General features: G+C 72.8%; 27 protein-coding genes. 4 read left to right on the forward strand and 23 right to left on the reverse strand.

The window, feature by feature from the left end; translation table 11 throughout:
* Window positions 1-26 precede the first annotated feature (26 nt).
* Window positions 27-683, reverse strand: coding sequence for a histidine phosphatase family protein (locus tag ACWD1Z_RS06160; protein ID WP_451115962.1), 657 nt, complete (start codon window positions 681-683; stop codon window positions 27-29).
* Between the two features lie 61 nt (window positions 684-744).
* On the opposite strand from ACWD1Z_RS06160, the gene ACWD1Z_RS06165 reads away from it, so the two are divergent.
* On the forward strand, window positions 745-2238 hold the full coding sequence (locus ACWD1Z_RS06165) for a phosphatase PAP2 family protein (protein ID WP_451115964.1): 1494 nt from the start codon (window positions 745-747) through the stop codon (window positions 2236-2238).
* 90 nt (window positions 2239-2328) lie between these two features.
* Window positions 2329-3174 carry a class I SAM-dependent methyltransferase gene (locus ACWD1Z_RS06170; protein WP_451115966.1) on the forward strand — a complete coding sequence of 282 codons (846 nt, stop codon included), beginning with the start codon at window positions 2329-2331 and terminating at the stop codon, window positions 3172-3174.
* A gap of 75 nt (window positions 3175-3249) precedes the next feature.
* Here ACWD1Z_RS06170 and ACWD1Z_RS06175 read toward each other — a convergent pair whose 3' ends face one another.
* The 13 genes from ACWD1Z_RS06175 to ACWD1Z_RS06235 are packed head-to-tail and all read right to left on the reverse strand — an operon-like array spanning window position 3250 to window position 12765.
* On the reverse strand, window positions 3250-3531 hold the full coding sequence (locus ACWD1Z_RS06175; protein WP_451115967.1) for a gas vesicle protein K: 282 nt from the start codon (window positions 3529-3531) through the stop codon (window positions 3250-3252).
* Entirely contained in the window at window positions 3528-3716 is a 189-nt protein-coding gene (locus ACWD1Z_RS06180) for a gas vesicle protein (RefSeq protein ID WP_389420765.1), read from the reverse strand. Before ACWD1Z_RS06180 ends, ACWD1Z_RS06175 begins: the two co-directional genes overlap by 4 nt.
* A complete protein-coding gene (locus ACWD1Z_RS06185) occupies window positions 3713-4510 on the reverse strand; it encodes a GvpL/GvpF family gas vesicle protein (RefSeq protein ID WP_451115969.1) in 798 nt (265 codons plus the stop codon). Before ACWD1Z_RS06185 ends, ACWD1Z_RS06180 begins: the two co-directional genes overlap by 4 nt.
* Window positions 4510-4845, reverse strand: a complete 336-nt coding sequence (locus tag ACWD1Z_RS06190; protein WP_389420763.1) for a gas vesicle protein — start codon at window positions 4843-4845, stop codon at window positions 4510-4512. Before ACWD1Z_RS06190 ends, ACWD1Z_RS06185 begins: the two co-directional genes overlap by 1 nt.
* Window positions 4842-5960 (reverse strand): SRPBCC family protein, encoded by a 1119-nt coding sequence (locus ACWD1Z_RS06195; protein WP_451115971.1) that lies wholly within the window; start codon window positions 5958-5960, stop codon window positions 4842-4844. Before ACWD1Z_RS06195 ends, ACWD1Z_RS06190 begins: the two co-directional genes overlap by 4 nt.
* Entirely contained in the window at window positions 5957-6637 is a 681-nt protein-coding gene (locus ACWD1Z_RS06200; protein ID WP_451115972.1) for a DNA primase, read from the reverse strand. The genes ACWD1Z_RS06195 and ACWD1Z_RS06200 overlap by 4 nt, the downstream gene beginning before the upstream one ends.
* Window positions 6634-6861 carry a gas vesicle protein GvpG gene (locus tag ACWD1Z_RS06205; RefSeq protein WP_451115974.1) on the reverse strand — a complete coding sequence of 76 codons (228 nt, stop codon included), beginning with the start codon at window positions 6859-6861 and terminating at the stop codon, window positions 6634-6636. The genes ACWD1Z_RS06200 and ACWD1Z_RS06205 overlap by 4 nt, the downstream gene beginning before the upstream one ends.
* Window positions 6862-6865: 4 nt before the next feature.
* Complete coding sequence (locus ACWD1Z_RS06210) at window positions 6866-7627, reverse strand: GvpL/GvpF family gas vesicle protein (RefSeq protein ID WP_451115976.1); 762 nt, start codon at window positions 7625-7627, stop codon at window positions 6866-6868.
* On the reverse strand, window positions 7624-8046 hold the full coding sequence (locus tag ACWD1Z_RS06215; RefSeq protein ID WP_451115977.1) for a gas vesicle structural protein GvpA: 423 nt from the start codon (window positions 8044-8046) through the stop codon (window positions 7624-7626). Before ACWD1Z_RS06215 ends, ACWD1Z_RS06210 begins: the two co-directional genes overlap by 4 nt.
* A gap of 54 nt (window positions 8047-8100) precedes the next feature.
* On the reverse strand, window positions 8101-8439 hold the full coding sequence (locus ACWD1Z_RS06220; RefSeq protein ID WP_451115979.1) for a gas vesicle protein GvpO: 339 nt from the start codon (window positions 8437-8439) through the stop codon (window positions 8101-8103).
* A 52-nt stretch (window positions 8440-8491) separates the two neighbouring features.
* Window positions 8492-9430, reverse strand: coding sequence for a non-homologous end-joining DNA ligase (gene ligD, locus ACWD1Z_RS06225; protein ID WP_451115981.1), 939 nt, complete (start codon window positions 9428-9430; stop codon window positions 8492-8494).
* The gene (locus ACWD1Z_RS06230) at window positions 9427-11274 is read right to left on the reverse strand and encodes a transketolase (protein ID WP_451115983.1); all 1848 of its coding nucleotides are present in this window, start codon (window positions 11272-11274) and stop codon (window positions 9427-9429) included. Before ACWD1Z_RS06230 ends, ligD begins: the two co-directional genes overlap by 4 nt.
* 9 nt (window positions 11275-11283) lie before the next feature.
* Window positions 11284-12765, reverse strand: coding sequence for an NAD(P)/FAD-dependent oxidoreductase (locus ACWD1Z_RS06235; RefSeq protein WP_451115985.1), 1482 nt, complete (start codon window positions 12763-12765; stop codon window positions 11284-11286).
* A 172-nt stretch (window positions 12766-12937) separates the two neighbouring features.
* Between ACWD1Z_RS06235 and ACWD1Z_RS06240 the strand changes: the two genes are divergently transcribed.
* Window positions 12938-13894, forward strand: a complete 957-nt coding sequence (locus ACWD1Z_RS06240) for an LLM class F420-dependent oxidoreductase (protein WP_451115986.1) — start codon at window positions 12938-12940, stop codon at window positions 13892-13894.
* Between the two features lie 114 nt (window positions 13895-14008).
* On the opposite strand, the gene ACWD1Z_RS06245 is transcribed toward ACWD1Z_RS06240, so the two are convergent.
* Window positions 14009-14470, reverse strand: coding sequence for a phage holin family protein (locus ACWD1Z_RS06245; RefSeq protein ID WP_451115988.1), 462 nt, complete (start codon window positions 14468-14470; stop codon window positions 14009-14011).
* 100 nt (window positions 14471-14570) lie between these two features.
* On the opposite strand from ACWD1Z_RS06245, the gene ACWD1Z_RS06250 reads away from it, so the two are divergent.
* Window positions 14571-14918 carry a VOC family protein gene (locus ACWD1Z_RS06250; protein ID WP_451115990.1) on the forward strand — a complete coding sequence of 116 codons (348 nt, stop codon included), beginning with the start codon at window positions 14571-14573 and terminating at the stop codon, window positions 14916-14918.
* Here ACWD1Z_RS06250 and ACWD1Z_RS06255 read toward each other — a convergent pair.
* The 8 genes from ACWD1Z_RS06255 to ACWD1Z_RS06290 form a co-directional block, all read right to left on the reverse strand.
* Entirely contained in the window at window positions 14909-15475 is a 567-nt protein-coding gene (locus ACWD1Z_RS06255) for a GNAT family N-acetyltransferase (RefSeq protein ID WP_451115991.1), read from the reverse strand. The genes ACWD1Z_RS06250 and ACWD1Z_RS06255 overlap by 10 nt on opposite strands.
* 19 nt (window positions 15476-15494) lie before the next feature.
* On the reverse strand, window positions 15495-15758 hold the full coding sequence (locus tag ACWD1Z_RS06260; RefSeq protein ID WP_451115993.1) for a DUF1049 domain-containing protein: 264 nt from the start codon (window positions 15756-15758) through the stop codon (window positions 15495-15497).
* A gap of 59 nt (window positions 15759-15817) precedes the next feature.
* Entirely contained in the window at window positions 15818-17620 is a 1803-nt protein-coding gene (locus tag ACWD1Z_RS06265; RefSeq protein WP_451115995.1) for a CocE/NonD family hydrolase, read from the reverse strand.
* Window positions 17621-17677: 57 nt separating this feature from the next.
* Window positions 17678-18601, reverse strand: coding sequence for a S66 peptidase family protein (locus tag ACWD1Z_RS06270; RefSeq protein ID WP_451115997.1), 924 nt, complete (start codon window positions 18599-18601; stop codon window positions 17678-17680).
* On the reverse strand, window positions 18598-20556 hold the full coding sequence (locus ACWD1Z_RS06275; protein WP_451115999.1) for a dipeptidyl-peptidase 5: 1959 nt from the start codon (window positions 20554-20556) through the stop codon (window positions 18598-18600). The genes ACWD1Z_RS06270 and ACWD1Z_RS06275 overlap by 4 nt, the downstream gene beginning before the upstream one ends.
* 5 nt (window positions 20557-20561) lie before the next feature.
* On the reverse strand, window positions 20562-21866 hold the full coding sequence (locus tag ACWD1Z_RS06280; protein ID WP_451116001.1) for a M20/M25/M40 family metallo-hydrolase: 1305 nt from the start codon (window positions 21864-21866) through the stop codon (window positions 20562-20564).
* Complete coding sequence (locus tag ACWD1Z_RS06285) at window positions 21859-22692, reverse strand: M55 family metallopeptidase (protein ID WP_451116002.1); 834 nt, start codon at window positions 22690-22692, stop codon at window positions 21859-21861. Before ACWD1Z_RS06285 ends, ACWD1Z_RS06280 begins: the two co-directional genes overlap by 8 nt.
* A 725-nt stretch (window positions 22693-23417) precedes the next feature.
* Entirely contained in the window at window positions 23418-24140 is a 723-nt protein-coding gene (locus ACWD1Z_RS06290; protein ID WP_451116004.1) for a class I SAM-dependent methyltransferase, read from the reverse strand.
* Between the last annotated feature and the right edge of the window lie 126 nt (window positions 24141-24266).

A 24266-nucleotide genomic window follows, 5' to 3' on the forward strand; every position in this document is an offset into this window, starting at 1 on the left:
GGTCCGCCGCCGCCTGCGGCAAACCGTTATCCGGCGTCCGCCAGCGGCTCCCCCGCCGGACCGCCCGCGCCCGCCGGGGCCACGCTCGCGCCCGCCCACGACAGCGCCTTGAACCCGTCGGACGGCGAGCCCTCCAGGATCACCACGCCTGTGTTCGCCAGCCGGTGCTCGGCGGCGAAGGCGAGGTCGACGTTGTGCGCGCGGGCCGCCGTCCAGGTACGGATGGCAGCGCCGTGGCTGATCATCGCGACCGTGCCGGCGCCGCTGCGCGCGGCCTCCTCGACCACGGCGTCGTAGCGGGCCAGGAACTCGGTGCCGTTCTCCCCGCCGGGCATCCGCAGCTCGGTGTCCCCGGCCGCCCAGGAGAACGCCGTCCGCATGTACAGCTCGCCCAGTTCCGTGTCGCCGGGCAGCATCTCCAGGTCGCCGGCGGTGACCTCCCGGATGCCGTCGCGGACGGTCACCTCCAGTCCGCGGGCGGCGGCCAGCGGGGCGGCGGTGAGCTGGGTGCGCACCAGGGTGGAGGCGTACAGGGCCTCGATGTCCTCGTCGGCGAGCGCCTCGGGCAGCGCGGCGGCCTGGGCCTCGCCGAGTGCGGTCAGACCCGGTCCCGGGACGGCGGTGTCCAGCAGCCAGTCGACGTTCGTGGGGGTCTGGCCGTGGCGGACGAGGAGCAGTCGCATCGGGGGCCCTCCGGGGACGGGACCGGACAAGACACAGCCACTTCAGGGTACCCGTGACCCTATGAGTCCCGATGTCGACCTCACCTTGCCGAAGCCCGGCCGCCACGCGCTGCGCGACCGGCTCCTCGCCCTCGACTCCCAGCTCTTCGAATTCGCCGCCGGGCAGCACTGGCCCGGCGCCGAGCGGGTGCTGCCCCGGCTGAGCCGGAGCGCCAACCACGGCGTGCTCTGGTTCGCCGCCGGCGCGGTCATCGCGGCGAGCCGCACCCCGCGGGCCCGCCGGGCGGCCGTCCGCGGGCTCGCCTCGCTGAGCCTGGCCTCACTGACCATCAACACGCTCGGCAAGCGCTCGGTGCGCCGGCCCCGCCCGGTCCTGGACTCCGTACCGCGGGCGCGGCAGCTCAAGCGGCAGCCGATCACCACCTCGTTCCCCTCCGGCCACTCCGCGTCGGCGGCGGCCTTCGCGACCGGGGTGGCGCTGGAGTCCCCGGCCTGGGGGGCCGCGGTGGCGCCCGTCGCCTGGTCGGTGGCGCTGTCCCGGGTCTACACCGGGGTCCACTTCCCGAGCGATGTGCTGGCGGGCGCGGTGCTCGGCGCGGGCGCCGCGTACGCCGTACGGGGTCTGGTGCCGACCCGTGCCCAGCTCCGCCCGCCCGCCCGGCCGCGGGCGGAGGTGCCGGCGCTGATCGAGGGCGAGGGCCTGGTGCTGGTGGCGAACAAGGGCTCGGGCACCGCCGACCGGGTGCGCACCCTGCTGGACGTCCTGCCCGGCGCCGAGGTCGTGGAGTGCGAACCGGACCAGGTGCGGCCGGAGCTGGAGAAGGCGGCGGCCCGGGCCCGGGTGCTCGGGGTGTGCGGCGGCGACGGCACGGTGAACACCGCCGCCGAGGTCGCCCTGCGGTACGGGCTGCCGCTCGCGGTCCTGCCCGGCGGCACCCTCAACCACTTCGCCTACGACCTGGGCGTGGAGGACGTGCGCGATCTGACCCATGCCCTGGTGAACGGACAGGCCGTGCGGGTGGACCTGGGCCGGTTCCGCTGCGGCGCGCGGGAGGGCGTGTTCGTCAACACGTGCAGCCTGGGCGTCTATCCGGAGCTGGTGCGCGAGCGGGACCGCTGGTCGCCCCGGATCGGCGGCTGGCCGGCCGGGGTCCTGGCCGCGCTGCGGGTGCTGCGGACCGACGGACATCCGCTGGAGGCGCAGATCGGCACCAGCACCCGGCCGCTGTGGCTGCTGTTCGCCGGGAACGGCACCTACCACCGGATGGGCCTGGCCCCCGGCCGCCGGGTCGACCTCGCCGACGGCGTGCTGGACGTGCGGGTCGTGCACGGCGGCCGCCGTCCCGCGGCCCGGCTGCTGGCGGCCGCCGTCGCGGGCCCGCTGACCCGCTCCCCCGCCCACGCGGCGGTCCAGGTCGGCCGGCTGCGCCTGTCCGGCGTCGCCCCCGGCTCGCTTCTCGCCTACGACGGTGAAGTGACCGAGGTGGAGGGCGAGGTGACGCTGGAGAAGCTGCCGGAGGCGCTGACCGTGTACCGGCCGCTGCCCGGGAACTGACGGGACGTCAGTCCACTATCCAAAACGCGGGTCTCATTATTCGACATGCGGGCGTACCGTGGCGCCACCACGACGAAACGAGGGGAACGCATGTCGAAGCCGCGCGAAACGGCCGTGTACACCCATGGGCACCATGAGTCGGTGCTGCGCTCGCACACCTGGCGCACCGCCGCCAACTCCGCTGCCTACCTGCTGGGTTCGCTCGAACCGCACATGCGGATCCTGGACATCGGCTGCGGGCCCGGCACCATCACCGCCGATCTCGCGGCGCTGGTGCCGGACGGCCGGGTCACCGGGGTGGACCGGGCGCCGGGGGTGCTGGAGCAGGCCCGGGCCACCGCCGCCGAACGGGGCCTGGACAACGTCGACTTCGCGGTCGCCGACGTGCACGCGCTGGACTTCCCCGACGACACCTTCTGCGTGGTCCACGCCCACCAGGTGCTCCAGCACGTCGGCGACCCGGTGCGGGCGCTGCGCGAGATGGCCCGGGTGACCCGGCCCGGCGGGCTCATCGCGGTCCGCGACTCGGACTACGCGGCGATGACCTGGTACCCGGCGTCCCCGGGGATGGACGACTGGCTGGATCTGTACCGGCGGGTGGCCCGTGCCAACGGCGGGGAGCCGGACGCGGGGCGGCGGCTGAAGTCCTGGGCGCTGGCGGCGGGGCTGCGGGACATCACGGCCACCTCGGCCACCTGGACCTTCGCGGCCGCCGAGGAGCGGGCCTGGTGGAGCGGGCTGTGGGCCGACCGCACACTGGCCTCGGCCTACGCCGAGCGGGCCGTGGAGGGCGGCCACGCCACCGAGGAGCGGTTGCGCGCGGTGTCGGCGGCCTGGCGGGAGTGGGGGGAGCGGGCGGACGGCTGGTTCAGCGTGCTGCACGGCGAAATCCTGTGCCGCAAGGACGGCTCGGTGCCGGCCGCGGCGCCCTTGTAGCCGACGATCACCGACAGCGGCCCCGCTGCCGCCGGAGGCAGGGGCCGCTGGTACAGGTGGTGACCGGCTGCGGGATCACTGCCGGGGCAGCAGCGGGCCGAGCGGCCCGAGGTCGAGGTTCAGGTCCTCGAGCCGCAGTCCGTAGCGCTCGCGCAGCTCGGTCATGCGCTCGTCGAGCAGCATCAGCGTGAGCCCGATCCGCTCCTCCTGCTCCTCGCTCAGATTGCCCTCGTCGCAGCGGCGCAGCGCCTGGCGCTCCATGAGCTGGCGGAGCAGTTCCACCACGGTGAGCACGAGCTTGATGAGGTCCCGGTCCACGCTCTCGGGGTCGAGGTCGAGCCGGTTGCGGGCGCTCACGTGAGGTCTCCGAAGGGCGAGGGGACGTTGGCGTTCACCGAGCTGATCAGCGCGTTGAGGTCGATGCGCACGAGGTCGACGTCCGCGATGCGCAGCGTGATGTCGCCCTTGATGACGACGCCGCCGGCCAGCAGCCGGTCCAGGAGGTCCACCAGCGCGACCTCCCGGCGTTCTATGACCGTCACCTGCCCTCGCCCCTCCTGTCCGCTCCCGTTTCCTCGCCCGGCCCCTCGTCCGTGAAGGAATAGGCCGCCCAGGGACCGGTGAGTTCCACCCGCATTCCCTCGGCCTCGTCCTTCGTGCGGTCCACCATCTCCACGAACTCCTCGGAATTGCCGCGCGTCACGAGGTAGGCCGCGTTGAGCACGTTCTGCCCCGAGGCACCGGAGAGCGCCGAGTTCTGCGGATTGTGCAGCCGGGAATCCTCCGCGAAGGAGGAAAGCGCCGCGTGCAAGCGGTCCGCGAAGGCCGACGCCTCCTGCCAGGTCTGCTCATGGCTGCGCACGCTGCGGCGTCGCTGGCGGAGGTAGTCCCGGCCCGAGGCCGGTTTCCCGGCGGCCGCCGCCCGGGTGTCCTCGGCCGGCGGTTCGACGTAGACCTTGACACCCCACTCCACCCGGCCCGTCAGCCGGTCCAGGGTGCGCTGGAAGTACTCCTCGCGGGACTCCATCATCGTGCGCAGCGCGCTGTCGTCCCGGAAGACGGTGGCGAGCCGCAGCGGGAGCGGGGTGGTGACGGCGGTGAGCGCGTCGATGACGCCCTGGTGGGCCCTGGCCGTCTCGGTGAGCCAGTCCAGGTCCTCCAGATGGGCGCGCAGCGGCTCCTCGGCGAAGTCCTCCTCCGGCACCACGCTGTACACGGCGATCAGGCCGTGATGGGTCAGCTGGCGCGGCGGTTGCCCGCCGACGCCGGTGAGCTGGGACTGGAGGGCCGACCCGAAGGGCCGGCACACGGCGTACACATAGCGCAGCCCGGACATCAGGCCTCCTCCTGCGAGCGGCTGGGCTCCAGGCTGGGCTCCAGCTGGGCCAGCCGCTCACGCAACTCGGCGTTCTCCCGGGCGAGTTCGTCGCGCCGGGCGCGCGAGGACAGCGCCGGGTCGTCCTCCCACCAGTCGATGCCCATCTCCCGCGCCTTGTCGACGGAGGCGACGATCAGACGCAGTTTGATGGTGAGCAGTTCGATGTCGAGGAGGTTGATCCGGATGTCGCCCGCGATGACCACGCCCTTGTCGAGGACGCGTTCCAGGATGTCGGCGAGATTGGAGCCGCCACCCTGGCCGTAGGGATCGGGGAGCCGGCTGGGCATCGTCATCGGCGGTCCCCGGTGCCGGCGTAGGTCTCCTCCGGCTCGCTCTCGTACTCTTCCTCTCCCTCGCCCGCCTCGTCCTCGGCGAGTTCGTCCTCGGCCGCTTCGTCCTCGGCCACTTCTTCGGTGTCGTCCTCAGCGGCTTCCTCGGCGTCGTCCTCGTAGGCGTCCTCCGGCTCGTCGTCCGCCTCGTCCTGGACCTCGTCCGTCGCCTCGTCGTCCGCCTCGTCCTCCTCGTAGGCGTCCTGCGGCTCCTCCTGCTCCTGCTCCTGTTCCTGCTCTTCCTCGGCCACCGCGTCGTCGTGGCTGACGACGACCTCACCGTCCCGGATCTCGCCGCGCCAGCCGTCCTCGACCTCGCCCTTGAGCGAGACGTACCGGGCGTAGTGCTTGAGGTCCAGCCGGGCCCGGCGGCCCTGGGCGCGCCAGATGTTGCCGGTCTTCTCGAACAGCCCCTTGGGGTAGTACTCGATCACCAGCAGCACGCGCGTGAGGTTGTCGGCGAGCTGGTGGAAGGTCACGACGCCCTTCGTGGTGCCCTTGGCGCCCTCCGAGGTCCAGACGATCCGCTCGTCCGGCACCTGCTCGGTCGTGTGCGCCTTCCAGCTCCGGCTGGACCAGAAGATCTTCATCCGCCAGTCGGAGGTGGTGTCGTCGGCGCGGTTCGCGCTCTGCACGCCCTTGGCGAAGGTGCTGAACTCCTGGTACTGGGTCCACTGGTCGTAGGCGGTGCGCAGCGGGACGCCGACATCGACGTACTCCATGATGACGGTGGGCTTCTTCCCCGCCGCGGTCTTGCTCTTGCCCTTGCCGCCGCCGAGGTTGCGCAGCGCGTCGGTCACGCTGTCCTTGGCGCGCGAGGCGCCGATCTCCAGCGCGCTGCGCAACGGGCCCTTGCCCTCGGCCAGTTTGCGGCCGCCGTCGAGGGCGAGCTTGGCGAAGCCCGGGCTCTTGCCGTCGGCTATGTCGTTCAACTTCAGCGTGGTCTCGCCGAGCTTCTGGCCGGCGCCGACCAGCAGGCGCTGGGCCTGCGCGGCGAGATACTCCTGGATCTCCGCCTTCAGCCGTTCACCGGCTTCGCTGCGGGCCAGGGAGCTCACGGGTCCGGTGTTCTCGCTCATCGCCCTTCACCGCCCTTCGAGCGGGCACCGCGAGCGGCTGTCGCCTTCTTGGAGACGGTCTTGCGAGCCGTCTTCTTTCCGGCGGAGGCGGTGTTGGCGGCCGATCCCTTCTGCGCGGGGACCGCCTTCTTCGCGGTCTTCTTGGCCGGGGCGGTCTTCCTCGCCGCCGCCTTCTTCGCCGCAGGCGCCTTCTTGCGCGGCGCGCGCCGCTCCGGCTCGTCGTCCTCGTCGGCGTCGTGGGCGTCGTGGGCGTCGTCCTCGTAGCCCTCGGCGTCGCGGTCGTCGTGGCCCTCGGCGGCGTCGTCCTCTTCCTCGTACTCCTCGGAGTCCTCCGAGTCCTCCGAGTCGAGGTCCGGCGTCACGCCCGACAGCTGGTCGCGCACCTGCGCGGTCCGGCCGTGCAGCCGGTCGGCGAACGCGTCGAGCTTCCGCTCCAGCATCGCCCCGCTGGCCGCCTTCCCGACGCCGCGCATGTCTTCGCGCAGCTGGTCCCCGATCTCCTTGAACTGCGGGTTGTTGCGCAGTTGCTGGGAGGCCAGGTCCGCGAGCATCTTCGGGCTCAGGTTCATGCGCTTGCCGGCGACGAGGGTGCCGACGGCGAACGCCAGTTTCAGCTTCTTCGTCCGTCCGAGGAGATACCCCGCCCCTACGGCGAGGCCAAGTCCTGCTCTGTTCATGGTGTGTGCTCCAGCCTGTCGAGTAGTTCGTCCTCCCGGCGGTCGAACTCCTCCTCGTCGATCTCTCCGGCGTCCAGTTGCTCTTCGAGGCGGGCGAGTTCGGCCCGGATCGTGGCGGGGTCGTAATAGATGCGCTCCGCCTCGCTGAGCACCTGGCTCATCACCCACGCGCTGCCGCGTACCGGGGCGAACGGCAGCAGCAGGACCTCTCCGAGCAGACCCATGTGCCTACTCCTCCGCGGCGGACAGGGTGGTCGCGGGTTCCGCCGGCCCGGGCTCGACGAAGCTGTACGGCGGCAGCGGACCGTTGACCCGCACCTCCAGGTGCGGCCGGTTCTTGCGCAGCTCGTCGACGGCGGCCAGGAACACATCGGCGGTGTCCCGGCTGACCAGGAACGAGATGTTGGCGAGCCAGCCACTGGACTCGGGGCCCACGCTGACCGCGGACGCCTCGGCCTCCAGCACCCGCCGGACCTCGGCGGCGTCCTCGGCCTCGCGGGCCTTGACGGCGGCCACCACCATCTCGCCGAGCTTCAGCTTCTGGTCGTAACTTCCGCCGCCCGCCTGCCGGTTGGCCTCGGTCATGGTGCGGATCTCCGGGCTCTGCGACATCACCCGGTGCAGCACGGCCTCTTCGTCGTGCGTGGCCTTGATGTTGTACTCGACCTTGCCGTCCAGCGTGCGCAGCCGCTCCTGGTAGTGGTCGGCGCGCTCGGTGAGCACCCCGGTCACCGTGTCGTCGTCGGGGGCGATGCTGCCGAACCGCATGGGCAGCACACAGCCGGCCGCGCCGGTCTCCGCGAGGACGCTCTGGTGGGCGAGCAGGTCCCGCCGCTTGGGACGCAGCCCTTCGGGCGCGTCGCTGACGAGCGCGGCCAGCTCGCCCGCCTTCAGCACCCGCACCGGGCGCGGCGGCTCGCCGACCCCGGTCATGTCGTGGGGGAGGGAGGGATGCGAGCTCGCGGTGATGCCATAGACGTACGTGCTCACTCCTGCTCCTCCTTCTTACGCGTCGTGGTGGACTTGCGGGCGCGCCGGGGTTCGGCCTGCCCGTCGTCACGGGCCTGCTTGAAGGCCTCGGACACGGTCTCGGCCGCGCCGGACAGCGCTCCCTTGGACTTGCCGCGGGCGCCGGACTCGGTTATCTGGCCGACCATGTCGGGCAGACCCGGGCTCTTGCGCGGACCGGCCTCCAGGTCGAGGCGGTTGCACGCCTCGGCGAAGCGGAGATAGGTGTCCACGCTGGCGACGACGACTCGTACGTCGATCTTGAGGATCTCGATGCCCACCAGGGACACGCGGACGAATGCGTCGATGACGAGCCCCCGATCCAGGACGAGCTCCAAGACGTCGTAGAGACCGCTGCTGCCGCCTCCGCCACCGCTCTGTTGTGCCGGGACTACGGTCATGCCGACCGATCCTCCTCTTCTGTGATGGTGATCGAAACGGGACGGGGGGACGGCCTAGCGGCCGCCCTGCCCGCGTGCGTCGGAACGCCCTCGCTCATAACGGCGCACCCGCCGGTAGCCGGTGAGCATGCCCTGCCGGTCGAGTTCCACCTGGTAGCTGGCGAGCAGGCTCATCGTGTCGGGGACACGAACCAGCTCCAGGACCTCGATCTCGAGCGCCCAGCCGTCCTCCGTCTGTTCGAAGGACGAGACCGACTCAGCGGTCATGCCGGTGAGTTCGGCCAGCTGGGCGCGGGCTTGGCGAAGCACCTCCATCGGCGTCGGCGTCGACTCGGCGTCCGATTCATCCGTTTCTTCGTGGGATTTCTTGTGTGTGTCGTGTGAATCAGTCATGGTCCCCTCCCGACATCGGGTGGCCCGAGAGGGCGTGGTCAAACCCCTGGCTTTACTTTCCGTGGCCACTGAGGGCGTTGAGCCTGCGCCAGGCGGGCCCGAGAGCCCGGCCCCGGCCGAGCAGTCCGGCCCACGGATCGGTGCGGGCCTGGTCCACCGCGTCGGCGATGGTCCACCGGCGGGCGCGCAGCCGCGGGTCGTCCAGCGCGGACCGGTCGATGGGGACCGCCACGGGGGCGCCGGGCCGGGCGCGGACCGTGAAGGGCACGACGGCGGTCTGCGCGTAGGCGTTGCGCTGGATGTCGAGGTAGAGGCGGTCGCCGCGGTCCTTCTTGCGCGCCGCGGTGGTGAGCCGGTCGGGGTGGGCGGCGACGAGCGTGTCGGCGACGTCCCGGGAGAACTCCCGCACCTCGTCGAAGTCGTGCCGGCCGTTCAGCGGGACGGTCACATGCAGTCCGCGCGAGCCGGTCGTCATCAGGGCCGACGGCAGCCTCAGTTCGTCCAGCAGCTCGACCAGCAGCCGGGCCGCCTCGCGCACCTGCCCGAAGTCGTCCCCCGCCGGGTCCAGGTCGAAGACCATCCGGTCGGGCCGGTCCAGCCGCCCGGTCCGGGAGAGCCAGCGGTGCAGGGTGAGGGCGGCCTGGTCGGCGAGGAGGACGAGGGTGGCGGTGTCGTCGCACACGGTGTGACAGACCGTGCCGCCCTCCTTGCGGACCTCGACGCGGGTCACCCACTCCGGATAGCTCTCCGGGGTGTTCTTCTGCATGAACCGGGGTCCGTCGAGCCCGTCGGGGTGCCGCTCCAGCATCAGCGGGCGGCCCCGCAGATGCGGCAGCATGAAGGGCGCGACGGACCGGTAGTAGTCGACGAGGTCGGCCTTGGTGTACTCCTTCGTGCCGCCGTCGCCGGGGAACAGCACCTTCCCGGGCCGGTGCACCTCGACGGTGCGCCGCCCGGCCCGCACGCTCCGTACGCCGTCCTCCCCGCTCACGGCACGATCGCCTCCGCCACCAGCAGCCGGCCCGCGGCGGCGATCGACTCGGCGTCGATGCCCGCGGAGTGCAGCTGCTCGTCCGGGGAGGCCGAGCCGGGCATCGTCCGGACCGCGAGCCGCACCAGCCGGGGCACCGGGCGCCCGTCGAGGAAGGCGTCCAGGACGGCGTCGCCGAGGCCGCCCTCCTCGCGGTGGTCCTCCACCGTGATCAGGCAGCCGGTCTCCTCGGCGGCCCGGCGCAGGACGACCCGGTCGACGGGCTTGACCGAGTACAGGTCGATCACCCGGGCCGCGATGCCCTCGCGCTCCAGCGCGTCGGCCGCGACCAGCGCCTGGTGCACGGTGACGCCCGCGGCGACCAGGGTCATCCGGTCCGCGCCGGAGGAGCGCAGCACCTTGCTGCCGCCGACCGGGAACTCCTCGTCGGGCCCGTAGATCACCGGGGCCTCGCCGCGCGAGGTGCGCAGGTAGCGGATGCCCTCCAGGCCGGCCATGGTGGCGACGAGCCGGGCGGTCTGGTTGGCGTCGCACGGGTACAGCACGGTCGAGCCGTGCACCGCGCGCATCATCGCCAGATCCTCCAGGCCCATCTGCGAGGGCCCGTCCTGGCCGATGGCGACGCCCGCGTGCGAGCCGACCAGGTTGAGGCCGGTGCCGCTGATGGACGCCATGCGCACGAAGTCGTAGGCGCGCGTCAGGAACGCGGCGAAGGTGGCGGCGTACGGCACCCAGCCGCGCGAGGAGAGCCCCACCGCGGTGGCGACCATCTGCTGCTCGGCGATGTAGCACTCGAAGTACCGGTCGGGGTGCTCCTTGGCGAACAGTTCGGCGCGGGTGGAGTCACCGACCTCGCCGTCCAGGGCGACGACATCGCCGCGTCCGGCGCCGAGCGCGGCGAGCGCCTTGCCGTAGGCGTCGCGCGTGGCCACCTCCTCGCCCATCGGCCACTGCGGGAGGTCGACGTCGCCGTCCTCGACGGCGTGCAGCAGGCGCGCGGCGGCCGGTTCGTGCACCCGGATCACGCGGTCGCGCCGCCCGCCGAGTTCGGCGACGGCCTCCTCGGCGCTCTTGAGCGGCTTGCCGTGCAGGCCCTCCCGGTCCTCGACGGCCTCGACGCCCTTGCCCTTGAGGGTGCGGGCGAGGATCACGGTGGGCTGTCCGGTGGTGGACCTGGCCTCGCCGTAGGCACGGTCGATCGCGTCGACGTCGTGTCCGTCGATCTCGATGGTGTGCCAGCCGAAGGCCCGGAAGCGCCGTGCGTAGGCGTCGAGGTCGTGGCCGTGCCGGGTGGGCCCGCGCTGGCCGAGCCGGTTGACGTCGACGACGGCGGTGAGGTTGTCGAGATGCTCGTACGAGGCGTGCTCGGCGGCCTCCCACACGGAGCCCTCCGCCAGTTCGCTGTCCCCGCACAGCACCCACACCCGGTAGCCGCTGCGGTCGAGCCGCTTGCCCGCGAGCGCGATGCCCACGCCGACCGGCAGCCCCTGCCCGAGCGATCCGGTGGCCGTCTCGACCCACGGCAGCCGGCGCGGCGTGGGATGTCCTTCGAGGGCGCTGCCGAGCTTGCGGAAGGTGAGCAGTTCGGCGTCCTCGACGACTCCGGCCGCCTTGAAGGCGGCGTACATCAGGGGCGAGGCGTGTCCCTTGGACAGCACGAAGCGGTCGTTGCCGGGGTGGGCGGGGCGGTCGAAGTCGTAACGGAAGTGGTTGGCGAGGAGGACGGCCATCAGGTCGGCGGCGGACATGGACGAGGTCGGGTGCCCCGACCCCGCGGCGTCGGAGGCGCGCACGCTGTCCACGCGCAACTGCTGGCCCAGTTCGACGAGTTCGGCGGTGTTCATGAGTCTCCTTTACGCGGGATTGCCGCGACGTTCGACGGGGCGGCGGGGTGATTCGGCGGACCGTTTCCCGGCGGGCCAACCACCGGGCTGATGCCTGGCCGGTGCGCCGCCGGGCCGGTCCGCGGGCCCGCCACCGGGCTGATTCCTGGCCGGTTCGGTGCCGTCCGTGCGGGTTTGACGGCCGGGTGCCTGCGTCGCCCCCGGCGCCCGCACCAGCTCCGGCGAGGCCGTGTCCAGCGGCACCGCCCAGGACCGGACGAGCCCCAACTGGACCGCCTGGCGCGGGAGTACGGCGTCCAGGAGCCAGTCGGCGGCGACGCGGACGCGGTTGCCGGGCATCGCCGCGAGGTGGTAGCCGCGGGTGACCGCGCCGGCGGCCACCCCGGACAGGGGCACGCCGAGCGGATTGGCGGCGGCCTTCACCCCGCCGAGGTCGACGGCGAAGCCCAGGTCCCGGTGGCGGTAGACCCCGCTCTCCCCCATGCCCAGCGAGGCGGCCACATTGCGGGCGGCGACCTTCCCCTGCCGCCAGGCGTGCTGCGCGGTCATCGGGGTGTACGAGCCGGGCCGCTCCAGATCCGGTACGGCCGCCGCGTCCCCGCAGGCGAACAGCTCGGGGCGGCCCGGCACCTGAAGGTGCGGGTCGACCAGCAGCCGGCCGTGCTCCAGGGGCAGTTCCAGCGACGCGGCGAGCGGATCGGGCCGTACGCCCACGCACCACACCAGGGTGCGGGTGTCGATGAACTCGCCGTCGCTCAGCAGCACTCCGTCCGGCGTGGCCTCCTTCACCGAGGTGCCGGTCCGGACGTCGACACCCCGCTGCCGCAGCACCTTGTCGGCGGTGCGGGAGAGCCGTGGGTCCAGTCCGGGCAGGACCCGGCCGGCGACGTCGAGGAGCAGCCAGCGCGGCTTGAGGGGGCGGCGCCTGGTCTGGGCGTCGGTGAAGAGCTTGCCCTGCGCGGCGACCTCGGTGCCGGTGTATCCGGCGCCGGCCACCACGAACGTACAGCGCGCCGAGCAGGTCTTCGGATCGTCGTCGGCGGCGGCCAGCTCCAGCTGCCGGGTCACGTGATCGCGCAGGTACAGCGCCTCGGGCAGGCCGCGGAAGCCGTGCGCGTGCTCGGCGACCCCGGGGACCGGCAGCAGCTTGTTGACGCTTCCCACGGCCAGCACCAGCCGGTCGAAGGAGAGCGTGCCGGGATCGCCCTCGGGTCCGCTGTAGTGCACGGTGCGGCCGTCGAGGTCGATGGCCTGCGCCTCGCCGAGCACCAGACGTACGCCGGGCAGGGTGCCGGGGAGCGAGACGGTCACCCGGCGCGGCTCCAGGACGCCGGCGGCGACCTGGGGCAGCAGGGGCAGATACAGGAAGTAGTCGGTCGGGTTCAGCAGGGTGATGTGCGCACGGTGACGGGTGAGCCGGGACAGCACCCGGGCCGTCCGGTACCCGGCGAATCCGGCGCCGACGATCACGATGCGGGGGCGACTCACCATGGGCCTCCGGCCGTTGTGGCGGCTGGTTCGCGTACCTCGGAAGCTTTCCGCGTCCCCCTGGTCAGGACCGCCAAACGTCACCCCGGACAGCCCGGTTTCCGCCTCCGCCGCCGGGTACCCGGACCGCGTCCCGACCCGCCGCCCCCCGCGGCAGTACCGGAGGTGTCTCCTTATGCCCGAATACGGCTACTTCCTTTCGTGCGAGGAGTTCCGGCCCGCCGAGCTCGTCGAGCAGGCGAGGATGGCGGAGCAGGCCGGATTCCAGTCCCTGTGGATCTCGGACCACTACCACCCGTGGAACGACGCGCAGGGCCAGAGCCCGTTCGTGTGGTCGGTGATCGGCGCGATCTCCGAGGCGGTGTCACTGCCCGTGGAGACGGCCGTGACCTGCCCGACCGTACGGATCCACCCGGCGGTGATCGCCCAGGCCGCGGCCACCGCGGCGGTGATGTCTCAGGGCCGCTTCCGGCTCGGCGTCGGCACCGGCGAGGCCCTCAACGAGCACATCCTCGGCCATGTCTGGCCGCCCGCGCGGGTCCGCCTGGAGATGCTGGAGGAGGCGATCCAGGTGATGCGCCGGCTGTTCTCCGGCGAGGAGGTCAGCCACTACGGCACGCACTACCAGGTCGAGAACGCCCGCCTCTACACCGTCCCCGACGAGCCCGTCCCGATCGACATCTCCGGCTTCGGCCCGGCGGCGACCTCGCTCGCGGCACGGGTGGGCGACGGGTTCATCACGATGACGCCGGACGAGGACATGGTGGCCCAGTTCCGCAAGGGCGGCGGGGGCGCGAAGCCCGTCAGCGGCGGGACCAAGGTCTGCTGGGGCACGGACCGCGACGAGGCGGTGCGCACGGTGCGCCGGCTGTGGTCCAACCAGTTCCTGCCCGGTGAGATGGCCCAGATCCTGCCCTCGCCGAAGCACTTCGAGCAGCTGCAGCCGCTGGTCACCGAGGAGACGGTGAGCGAGAAGGCGGTGTGCGGGGACGACGTCGAGGAACACGTCGCGGCGCTGTCGGCCTTCGCCGACGCGGGCTTCGACCGGGTCTACGTCAACCAGATCGGCCCGGACCAGCGCGGCTTCTTCGACTTCTACCGCACGAAGGTGCTGCCGCAGCTGGACCGTTGACGAAAGGCTGGACCGGTGACGAAGAGGCGGGCACCCGCAATGGGTGCCCGCCTCTTCCCGCGGCGCGGCCCGGGTGCCGAACACGTGACCCGGATAGGGCCTGGCCGGCGTGGGTCAGGCCCGGGGGTGCGGCTGCTCGGGGGCCGTGCCGCCGGGGCGCGGCGGGTTCGCGGGGACGGGGGGCGTGGCGGACGGCATCGGCGGGTACGGCACGCCGGTCCCGCTCGGCGGGGCGGTCGGCGCCGTGCCTGCGAGCGCCTGCCCGGGCGAGGACGCGTCGGCGTGCTTCGGCCGGGCCGCCCCGCGCAGCACATAGGCCACCACGGCGAGGAGCGCCGCGGTGATCAGCGCCGCCGCCCAGTCGGGCAGGACGAGGGCCAGGGCCAGTCCGGCGGCGAGCGCGAGGGCCGCGCCCGCGTACAGGGCGACGGTGCCGGAAGCGGCGTACAGCATCGCCGTACGGCGCTGCCTGCGGGTCTGCTCGCGCACTTCCTCGCGGATCGTCTCCCGCGCCACCTGCGCCAGTTCGTCGACCAGATGCCTGTCCAGATGTTCAAGGTGATCCAAGCGCTCCATGGCCGGCGGGTACCCGTGCCGGGGTGGGCATAACAAGGGCCCTGTGGAGATCGGGCGAAACGATCTCCTTGTGCGGCGCGCCCCAACTAGGCTCCTCCTCATGGAGATTCTGGGAGCCACGCTGCGCGTATGCGTCGACGACCTGGAGACCGCGGTCCCCTTCTACGAGCGCCTGGCCGGCGGCCGGGCCCTCCGCTTCGAGCGCGGCGGCGTCCAGGTCGCCGCGGTCGGCTGCTTCCTGCTGATGAGCGGCCCGGAGGCGGAGTTGGAGGTGCTGCGCAAGGTCGCCGCGACGATCGCCGTGCAGGACGTCGTGGAGGCCCGGGACGTGCTCGTCGAGCTCGGTGCCCGGGTGATCGCCGGTCCGCTGGCCACCCCGGCGGGCCGCAATCTGATCGCCATGCATCCCGACGGCGCGGTCTACGAGTACGTGGACCGTCAGTCCTGACGCGGGGCGCGGGCGCGCATCTCGGTGGTGAGCGCCCAGCGTTCGTGGTCGCGCCAGGCCCCGTCGATGTACAGCATGGCCGGGGAGAAGCCCTCCAGGCGGAAGCCGCAGGAGCGGGCCAGGGCCAGCGACGCGGTGTTGCCGGGCTGCGCGTTGATCTCCAGCCGGTGCAGCCCGAGCGGGCCGAACGCGTGGTCCACCACGAGTCCGAGCGCCTCCCGCATCAGTCCGCGCCCGGCGGAGTGCGCGAAGGCGCCGTAGCCGAGGGCGCCGCACTGGAAGGCGCCCCGGACGATGTTGTTGATGTTGATGTACCCGGCGATCGAGCCACCGTCGTCCTTCTCGCACACCAGGAAGCCCGCCTTGGCCGGATCCTCGATCAGCCGCCCGGCGTAGGCGGCGTAGGCCGCGTCGGTGTCCGGCGGGAAGAGCCAGGGCTGGTGCAGCTCCTTGCTCTCCCGGGCCCGGGCGGTGAACTCGGCGGAGTCCTCGGGGCGGAAGGGGCGTATGCCCACGCGGGGGCCTTCGGCCAGGTAGCGGGATGCGATGTGCGGCATCCCGCCAGCCTACGGCGGACTATCCGCGCCGCCTCGTGAAGTACGCCCCGCACAGCGCCCCGATCAGCCCGGTGGCCAGGAGCGCCGTCCACAGGGGCATCGTGACTTCGGGGACCAGCAGGCGGATCTTGGTCTGCCGGGTGTTCTCGAAGATGAAGATCAGGGCGAGGACGGCCAGCGTGAGCACGGCGATCCGCGCGGGCGTGAAGGCCGGGTTGCGGCCCTCGCCCTTGCCACCGCCCTTGCCGCCGGCCTTGCCGCCGCCCTTCTCGGAGGTCGTCATGTCACCAGGGTGCGCCCGAAGACCCCGTCACGCACGGTGAGACCGCTCCTCCGGGTGACTCAGCCGCCGGTCACCGGCAGCTGGAGCACCCCGGTCTCCTCGGGGGCGCTGACCACGGTCACCGGCTTGATCCCCCGGTTGCCGAGGTAGGCGCCGTCACTCGCCGCGACGACGAACCGCAGCCGGTGCCCCTTCTCGTACCGGTGCACGATGCCGGGCAGGGTCACCGTGAAGCTCTTCGTCACGTCCGGCACCCGTACCGGCGCGACGAGCCGGTGCACCAGGGTCTTGCTGCCGTCGGGTGCGATGTCGTAGAGCTTGGCGAACAGGACGAGCCGGTCGGCGGCGTCGCCGGAGTCCTGGGTCCGCTCGGCCTTCGGGGAGACCACCTTGAGCGTGGCCCGGGGCGCGCCGACGACATCGGTAGTGCGGGCCAGCGGCTCGCTGGTCCAGCCGAGGTAGGTGCCCGCGGTGTCGTACGGCGCCGGGTCGGGCAGGCCGAGCAGGCCGGCCAGCGAGCTCTCCGAATGGCTGGTGGGGACCGCCCAGTTGGTGTACGTACGGCTGCCGCGCACCACCTTGGACCGGTTGTCGACGAGCTTGCCGTCGCCGGAGAGGTAGAGCTTTCGGCTGAGGGAGGGCACGGCGTCCGCGGTGGCGTAGGTGTCGTCGGGGTCGCTGATCCAGTGGCGGTAGTAGGCGAAGGCGGGACCGGTGTCGACGTTCTCCCGGTCGAGGTAGCGGTCGAACCAGGCGAGGATGCGCCGGCCGACGTAGCTGGTTTCCAGGTTGCCCCGGCTGAGGTCGAGTTCACCGGCGGCCATGCCACCGCTGTGCCCCCAGTTCTGCCAGATCATCTTGGTCTGCGTGCCCTGCGCCGTCAGCGCCCGGTACGTCGCCGTCGCCTCGTTGAGGTTGAAGAGGCTGTCGGCCTGGCCCTGGACGAGGAGGGTGGGTGCCTTGACGCGGCTCAGGTAGGAGACCGGCGAGACGCTGCGGGCGTAGGAGAGCAGCTCGGCGGTCCGGTCGGCCGGGTAGCTGCCGGAGTTGAGGGTGCGGACGGTCTCGCAGGCCCGGGTGACGAAGTGCAGACACGCCAGGGAGTTGATCCGGGACGGGTCCAGACTCGGCTGGAGCAGCGGCTGGCCCTCGCCGATGAGGTAGAAGCCGTTGGACCACTGCCACTTGAAGGCACCGGGCACCAAGTCGGCGCCGAGGGCGTTGTTGGGGTCGAGGGAGTAGGCGAGGTCGTTCCAGGTGATCATCGGGACAATCGCGTCGATGCGCTGGTCGACGGCGGCCGTGGCCAGCTGGATCGCGCCGCCGTAGGAGCCGCCGATCATGCCGACGCGCGGGTCGCCCGCGGAGTCGAGGGTGACGAAGTCGGCGGTGGTGCCGTCGTCGGCGGACCGTTTGCCGCCGAGGAAGTCGATGAGCCGGGAGGCCGCCGCGCCGTCGATCGCCGGGTCGTCGAGGGAGATCAGACAGCCGGAGCGGCCGAAGCCGAGTCCGGAGTAGACGAGTGAGACATAGCCGCGCTCGGCGAAGGCCTTGCCGATGGCGTCGGTGGAGCCGTCGTTCTTGCTGCCCCCGAAGCCGTTGGTGGCGAGCACGGCGGGGGCGCGGTCCACGCCGGAGGGCCGGTACAGATCGGCGTCGATCGTGCAACTGCGGTCGCCCGCCCGGACGGTGAACTTCAGCGCGGTGACCGTGTACTGCGAGGTCGCGGTGGCGGGAGGGGCGAGGGTGGCGCCGAGCAGGAGAGCGAGGGGGATGCAGGATCCGAGCACGCGACGGGACACGAGACCTCCACACTGAGGACAACCCGGCTTACCGACCGGTAAGTACCGGCCGGTAGTCATGGTGTGACACGTGTCAGAGGAGGTCAATCACCGTGCCGGGGGTTTCTTCACGGGAGTTCAGCGCAGCGCGGGTTCGTCCAGGGTCAACGTGCCCGCGTCGGCGTCCAGTTCGGCCATCACTCCGAAGGGGACGGTCAGCGCGTCCGCGCAGTGCCCGAACCCGAACTCCTCCACCACCGGCACCCCGAGCCCGCCGAGCCGGTCCACGAGCAGGGGGTGCAGCCGGTCGTAGGGATCGCACCGGTCCCACGAGCCGAGCAGCAGCCCGGCGACCCCGTCGAGCCAGCCCGCGCGCAGGAGTTGGGTGAGGTACCGGTCGATGCGGTACGTCTCCTCCCCCACGTCCTCCAGGCACAGCAGCCCGCCCCGGGCGGACGGCCGGACGTCCGGGGTGCCGAGTTCCGAGGCGAGCAGGCTCAGACAGCCGCCGAGGGTGACCCCGCGGGCCCGTCCCGGCACCATGGCCCGGCCGCCAGAGGCGATGTGACGGACCGTCTCGGGGGTGAACAGCGTGGCCCTGAGGTGTTCCTGGGCCCGTGCGCTCTTGACGAAGTCGATGCCCGCCGCCATCGGCCCGTGCAGCGTGACGAGCCCGAGCCGCCGCGCGAACGCCTCGTGCAGGACGGTGAGATCGCTGAACCCCACGAACACCTTCGGCCCGGCCGCGCGCATCGCCTCCCAGTCGAGCAGACCGGTCAGCCGCTGGGCGCCGTAGCCGCCGCGGGCGCAGAGCACGGCGTCCACGGACGGATCGCACCAGGCGTTCTGCAGGTCGGCGGCCCGGTCGGCGTCCGTCCCCGCGAGGTAGCCGAACTGCGGGTGCCGGTCCAGCACATGGGGTGCAACCACCGGGTCGAGGTCCCAGCCGCGCAGCACGTCGAGCCCGGCCTGCAGCCGTTCCTCGGGCACCGGCCCGCTGGTGGCGACGACGGCGACGCGGGCGCCGGGGGCGAGCCGGGACGGGCGCAGGAGTGGCTTCACTTGGCGAGCTCCAGCGTGGGGATGCCGGGCGGGTTGAGTCCGAAGACCTGGGCGTAGAGGGAGAGTTCGGCATCCAGCGCCCGCACCATGGTCTCCGCCCGGCGGAAGCCGTGCCCCTCCCCCTCGAAGGCGATGTAGGCGTGCGGCACCCGCCGCCCCGCCATCCGGGCCAGGAACCGTTCGCACTGCACCGGCGGGCAGATCACGTCGTCCAGGCCCTGCAGCAGCAGGAACGGCGCGGTGATCCGCTCGGCGTGCTCGGTGGGCGAGCGCTCCGCGTACCGGCCGGGCACCTCCTCGCGCGGCCCGACCAGGCTCTCCAGGTACCGCGACTCGAAGTCGTGGGTCTCGCCGTCGGCCCACGCGGCGAGGTCGAGGATGGGGTAGATGATGGTGCCGCAGGCGTAGACGTCGGTGGCGGCGAGCGAGACCGCCGCGGTCCAGCCGCCCGCGCTGCCGCCGCGCACCGCGAGCCGGTCGCGGTCGGCGGTGCCCTCGTCGGCGAGGGCCAGCGCGACGGCCGCGCAGTCCTCGACGTCGACCAGGCCCCACTGCTCGCGCAGCCGGTCGCGGTACTCCCGGCCGTATCCGGTGGAGCCGCCGTAGTTGACCTCGGCGACGCCGATGCCGCGCGAGGTGAAGTAGGCGATCTCCAGGTCCAGGACGAGCGGCGCCCGTCCGGTGGGGCCGCCGTGCGCCCACACCACGTACGGCGCGGGCCGGTCACCGGGGGCGACGCAGCCGGGGTTGTGCGGCGGGTAGACGTGCGCGTGGATCTCCCGTCCGGCCGGTCCGGTGAACGTGCGGATCTGCGGCTCGGGGTAGTACGCCGGGTCCACCGGGTCGTCGTGCTCGGCGCCGATCACCCGGGCCCGGCCGGTGCGGGTGTCCAGCTCGACCACCTCGTAGGCGCTGCGCGGGCTGGCCCCGACGGCGACGACCCGCTCGCCGTGCACGGCCAGGGTGGGCGCGAACTCGGTCCAGGGTCCGGCCGCGTCGACGACCTCGCCGCTCTCGGGGTCGAGTATCCCGAGCGCGGTGGCGCCCCGGCCGTGCACCACCGCGATCAGGCCGCTGTCCAGCGGAGCGAACCAGCGGTGGCCGAGCTTCCACAGCGGCCCGCCGAACTCCTCCTCGCGCGGGCACAGCGGTCTGCCGTCGCGGTAGAGGTTCCACCAGCCGGAGTGGTCGCTCGCGTACAGCAGGGATCCGTCGGGCGCCCAGTCGGCCTGGGCGATCGACTCCTCGGGCCCGCCCGCGACGGTCCGCGCGCCGGTCAGTGCGGTGCCGACGTCCGCGACGACCAGTTCCGTCCCGTCCCACGGCATCCGCGGATGGTCCCAGCCGAGCCAGGCCGCCCGCCGCCCGTCGGGCGAGAGCCGCGGCCCGGTGACGAACCGGTGGGAGCCGTCGCTGAGTTCGCGCACGGCGTCCCGGTCCCGCGCGGCCGACCCGTCCAGCGGTACGGCGGCCAGGACGCGCCGCACATCGGTCGGGCCGTCACCGGTGAACTCCTCCAGCACGCACCACACTTCACGCCGGTCGAGCAGCAACTGCGGGTCGGCCCAGCGCAGTCCGCCGCCCACCGGTGACAGTGGGGTGAGCGGGCGCGGGGCGTCGCCGGGCTCGTAGCGGTACAGCCGCTGGTCGGCGCAGTCGACGAAGACCACGAGCGGCCGGCCGTCCACGACGGCTCCGGTCCAGGGCCGGCCGCCGTACTCGATGACCCGGCTGCGCACGTTCCAGGGCGCCGGCAGCACCGGCTCCTGGGTGCCGTCGGCGCGGCGGCGGACGAGGGTGCGCCGGCCGCCCTCGGTGGGCCGTGGCTCGGTCCACCACACCTCGTCGCCGACGAACCCGACGTACTCGGGGTGCCCGTCGTGCGCGGCCGCGAGGGCCGCGTCGATGGGCGAGGGCCAGGAACCGTACGGCAGCGTCTGCACGTTCTCCCCCAACTCGCCTAGGCCGTGCGCAGGAAGCGGTCCAGGACCCGTACACCGAAGTGCAGCGCCTCGACGGGCACGCGTTCGTCGACGCCGTGGAACAGGGCCTGGTAGTCGAAGCCCTCCGGCAGCTTCAGCGGCGCGAACCCGTACCCCGTGATCCCGAGGCGCGAGAACTGCTTGGCGTCGGTGCCGCCGGACATGCAGTACGGCACGACGTGTCCCTGCGGCGCGAACTCCTCGACGGCGGCCCGCATCTTCGCGAACGTCGGCGAGTCGACCGGCGCCTGGAGGGCCACCTCCCGATGGTCGAACTCCCACTCCACGTCAGGTCCGGTGAGCAGGTCAAGGGTCGTGCGGAACTCGTCCTCGGTGCCCGGCAGAAACCGACCGTCGACATGGGCGACGGCCTCGCCCGGGATGACGTTCACCTTGTAACCGGCGTCCAGCATCGTCGGGTTGGTGCTGTTGCGGACGGTGGCCTCGACCAGGGCGGCGGCCGGGCCGAGCTTCTTCAGCAGCCCGTCCACGTCGTCCAGGCCGGGCGCGAGCCGGTACACGGCGGCGAGCTCGGTCAGGGCCGCGCGCACGGTCGGGGTGAGCCGGAGCGGCCACTCGTGGTCGCCGATCCGGGCCACGGCGGCGGCCAGCCGGGTCACCGCGTTGTCCCGGTTGACCTTGGAGCCGTGCCCGGCGCGCCCCCGCGCGGTGAGCTTCAGCCAGCCGGTGCCCCGCTCACCGGCGGCGATCGGGTACAGCTCCCGTCCGGAGCCGTCGTGGAAGGTGAACGCCCCGGACTCGCTGACGCCCTCGGTGCAGCCCTCGAACAGCGCGGCGTGCCGGTCGGCGAGGAAGCCGGATCCGTCCTCGGCGCTCGCCTCCTCGTCCGCGGTGAACGCGATCACGATGTCCCGCCGGGGGCGCACGCCCTGGCGGGCCCAGAAGCGGGCGACGGCGAGGATCATCGCGTCCATGTTCTTCATGTCGACGGCCCCGCGCCCCCACACGACCCCGTCGCGGATCTCCCCGGAGAAGGGGTGCACGCTCCAGTCCCGGGCCTCGGCGGGCACCACGTCGAGATGACCGTGCAGCAGCAGCGCGTCCGCGGAGGGGTCGCTGCCCTCGATGCGGGCGACGACATTGGTGCGGCCCCTGGTGCGCTCCAGCAGGGTGGGGGTGAGCCCCGCCTCCGCGAGCCGGGCGGCGGCGTACTCGGCGGCGGGCCGCTCCTGGCAGTCACCGCCACCCCGGTTGGTGGTGTCGATCCGGATGAGGTCCGACGTGAACGTCACGACCTCCTCCAGTGCCTGCCGGTCAGCCATACTGCTCCTCCACCGCCGCCGCGGCGATCGTGGTGACCGCCTTGAAGGTCCGGATCGCCTCGTACATGGTCCCGCTGGTGTACCCCGCCTTGCGCTCCCCGATCCGCTCCACACCGGGCACGACGGTCGCGGCCGCCGCCAGGTGCTCGGCGTCGAACTCCACGGCGACGGTGAACGGCCCGCCCCTGACCGGCTCGTGCCGGACCGCCAGCGCCGCGGCCTCCTTGGCCGCGGCGCGGATGTCGGCGAAGGTCCGGCCCGGCGTACGGCAGACCGCGGCGTACCGCGAGACATGGTCCTTGACCGCGACCTTGAGGGCCTCGGGGGCGTAGCCGAGGGCGTCCTCGCAGGCCACGTCGTCGCCGGTGACCAGCACGACGGGCACGCCGTACTCGGCGACGACATGGGCGTTGAGCAGCCCCTCGCTGGCCCGTACGTCGTTCAGCCACACCCCGGTGATGGAGTTGGCGAGGTAGGTGTGGGCGAGGACGCCCTCCATGCCGGCGCCCGCGTGGTAGCCGATGAAGGCGATGCCGTCCACGTCGCCGTGCTGCACGCCCTCCACCATGGACAGCGACTTGTGCCGCCCGGTGAGCATCTCGGCCCGCTCGTCGAGCTGCTCCAGCAGGAGGTTGCGCATGGTCCAGTGCGCCTCGTTGATCAGGACCTCGTCCGCGCCGCCGTCGTAGAACCCGAGGACGGCGGCGTTGACGTCCGAGGTGAACATCGAGCGGCAGCGCTCCCACTGCGGAGTGCCCGGCAGCACGTCGGCCGGCCAGGTCACCCCCGTGGCGCCCTCCATGTCGGCGCTGATGAGGATCTTCATGCCCGGTCACGTTACGCGCCGAACCCGCCCCCGGCCAGCGAACACCATCGCCTGGCGGTGGCCGCCGGAGCGGTCCGTCGTGCGCCGCGTCCGCTCGACGCGGTGCCACGACCGGCCGCGAGCCAGCCACGGAACACGACGCCCCACTACGAGGCACCTCGCTCGGGACGTGCCCCGCCGTGCCGACCGACGCCGCATGCGCGTCGCCGGCCGCAAGCCACCGCTCCACGGCCCGGGCGGCAGCCAGCCCCGGCACACGACGACCCACTCCGACGACAGCTCGATCCGCACCCGGCCCCGGACGCCACCACCGCTAGCACGGCGCCACCCCGGCCGAGAGGGACGCCGCCCACGCAGGGGCGGCGAGGCTCCACGACCCGAGCGTCGACCAGACGCAGGACACGACGACCCACTCCGACACAGCTCGTCCGAGCCACACCCGGGGACGTGCTCCGCCGCGCCCAGTGACACCTCACCGGACGCCACCACCGCCAGCCGGGCCACCCGCGGCACCCCGCAAGCGCCGCCGAGAGGGACGCCGCCCACGCAGGGGCGGCGAGGCTCCACGACCCGGGCGTCGACCAGACGCAGGACACGACGACCCACTCCGCCGCCCGCTCTATCCGAGTCGCACCCGGGGACGCGCTTCACCTTCTCCAGCGGCACCCCCCGACCCCATCCCCGCCAGTCCGGCCGCCCGCAGGGCACCGGAAACGTGCCCCCGGCTAGACGGCGGAGACGACGACCCACTTCGACGGCAGCTCGATCCGGGTGCCGTCCTGGGTGTACTCCGTGGTGGCGAGGGGAAGTTCGCCGGAGGCCACTATCTCGAGTCCGGCCGCCCGCAGGTACGCCGGTACCGCGTCATCGGCGAGCTCGCCGGGTGCGATGCCGTGCCGGAAGACGGGGGCGAGTTTCGGGGGCGGGCCGGCGGGGCCCTGCGCGAGGCCCAGCAGGACGGACTTGGCGGCCTCGGCCGGCTCGACCAGGAAGGCCCGGCCACGGGTGCCGATGAGGGTGGCGATGCCGTCGACCAGCGCCTGCCGGTCGTCGGGCTCCGCCTGGTGCAGGACGCCCCGCATGTAGACGTTGGCGTCGCCCAGCTCCGCGTGCAGCGTCTGCGCCTCGTCCTTCTCGCCCGCGTCCAGGACGCGGTACGTGGCCAGGCCCGCGGGGTCGGCCTGGCGGGCGTGGTCGATCGCCGCGCCGGACAGGTCGGCCCCGACGACATGCGGGAACCGCCCGGCCAGGAAACGGGTCTGGGTGCCGTTGCCGCAGCCGAGATCCACCAGGGGCAGCGTCGGCGCCGTCAAGTGCGGTTCGAACAGCGCCAGATGGAGACCGACCGTGAGCGCCGGCTCCGCGTCCCAGAACACCGCCCCCTGTTCCCCGGGCGCCTCCCGCCAGAAGCCCTCCCATGCCTGCCGGTACCGACTCGTCACGCTCATGCCCAACTCCCCAGGATGCGACGGACATCCCGCCACGAAGTGACGGGCGAGTACGGTCTACCGCGCCCCGCGCGGCACGACAAGCACGCCGTGCATACCTTCACGCCGCGTTCGGTCCGCGTCCGC

The sequence above is a fragment of the Streptomyces sp. NPDC002784 genome, assembly GCF_053592135.1.

Bases quoted from the DNA above. Each gene is read 5' to 3' on its own strand.
- ACWD1Z_RS06200 (WP_451115972.1), bottom strand. From the start codon at position 6,637: ATGAACAGAGCAGGACTTGGCCTCGCCGTAGGGGCGGGGTATCTCCTC.
- ACWD1Z_RS06280 (WP_451116001.1), bottom strand. From the start codon at position 21,866: ATGGCTGACCGGCAGGCACTGGAGGAGGTCGTGACGTTCACGTCGGAC.
- ACWD1Z_RS06185 (WP_451115969.1), bottom strand. From the start codon at position 4,510: ATGTCCGGGCTGCGCTATGTGTACGCCGTGTGCCGGCCCTTCGGGTCG.
- ACWD1Z_RS06285 (WP_451116002.1), bottom strand. From the start codon at position 22,692: ATGAAGATCCTCATCAGCGCCGACATGGAGGGCGCCACGGGGGTGACC.
- ACWD1Z_RS06215 (WP_451115977.1), bottom strand. From the start codon at position 8,046: ATGACCGTAGTCCCGGCACAACAGAGCGGTGGCGGAGGCGGCAGCAGC.
- ACWD1Z_RS06290 (WP_451116004.1), bottom strand. From the start codon at position 24,140: ATGAGCGTGACGAGTCGGTACCGGCAGGCATGGGAGGGCTTCTGGCGG.
- ACWD1Z_RS06240 (WP_451115986.1), top strand. From the start codon at position 12,938: ATGCCCGAATACGGCTACTTCCTTTCGTGCGAGGAGTTCCGGCCCGCC.
- ACWD1Z_RS06255 (WP_451115991.1), bottom strand. From the start codon at position 15,475: ATGCCGCACATCGCATCCCGCTACCTGGCCGAAGGCCCCCGCGTGGGC.
- ACWD1Z_RS06205 (WP_451115974.1), bottom strand. From the start codon at position 6,861: ATGGGTCTGCTCGGAGAGGTCCTGCTGCTGCCGTTCGCCCCGGTACGC.
- ACWD1Z_RS06260 (WP_451115993.1), bottom strand. From the start codon at position 15,758: ATGACGACCTCCGAGAAGGGCGGCGGCAAGGCCGGCGGCAAGGGCGGT.
- ACWD1Z_RS06230 (WP_451115983.1), bottom strand. From the start codon at position 11,274: ATGAACACCGCCGAACTCGTCGAACTGGGCCAGCAGTTGCGCGTGGAC.
- ACWD1Z_RS06245 (WP_451115988.1), bottom strand. From the start codon at position 14,470: ATGGAGCGCTTGGATCACCTTGAACATCTGGACAGGCATCTGGTCGAC.
- ACWD1Z_RS06160 (WP_451115962.1), bottom strand. From the start codon at position 683: ATGCGACTGCTCCTCGTCCGCCACGGCCAGACCCCCACGAACGTCGAC.
- ACWD1Z_RS06220 (WP_451115979.1), bottom strand. From the start codon at position 8,439: ATGACTGATTCACACGACACACACAAGAAATCCCACGAAGAAACGGAT.
- ACWD1Z_RS06265 (WP_451115995.1), bottom strand. From the start codon at position 17,620: ATGACTACCGGCCGGTACTTACCGGTCGGTAAGCCGGGTTGTCCTCAG.
- ACWD1Z_RS06165 (WP_451115964.1), top strand. From the start codon at position 745: ATGAGTCCCGATGTCGACCTCACCTTGCCGAAGCCCGGCCGCCACGCG.
- ACWD1Z_RS06190 (WP_389420763.1), bottom strand. From the start codon at position 4,845: ATGACGATGCCCAGCCGGCTCCCCGATCCCTACGGCCAGGGTGGCGGC.
- ACWD1Z_RS06235 (WP_451115985.1), bottom strand. From the start codon at position 12,765: ATGGTGAGTCGCCCCCGCATCGTGATCGTCGGCGCCGGATTCGCCGGG.
- ACWD1Z_RS06170 (WP_451115966.1), top strand. From the start codon at position 2,329: ATGTCGAAGCCGCGCGAAACGGCCGTGTACACCCATGGGCACCATGAG.
- ACWD1Z_RS06250 (WP_451115990.1), top strand. From the start codon at position 14,571: ATGGAGATTCTGGGAGCCACGCTGCGCGTATGCGTCGACGACCTGGAG.
- ACWD1Z_RS06195 (WP_451115971.1), bottom strand. From the start codon at position 5,960: ATGAGCGAGAACACCGGACCCGTGAGCTCCCTGGCCCGCAGCGAAGCC.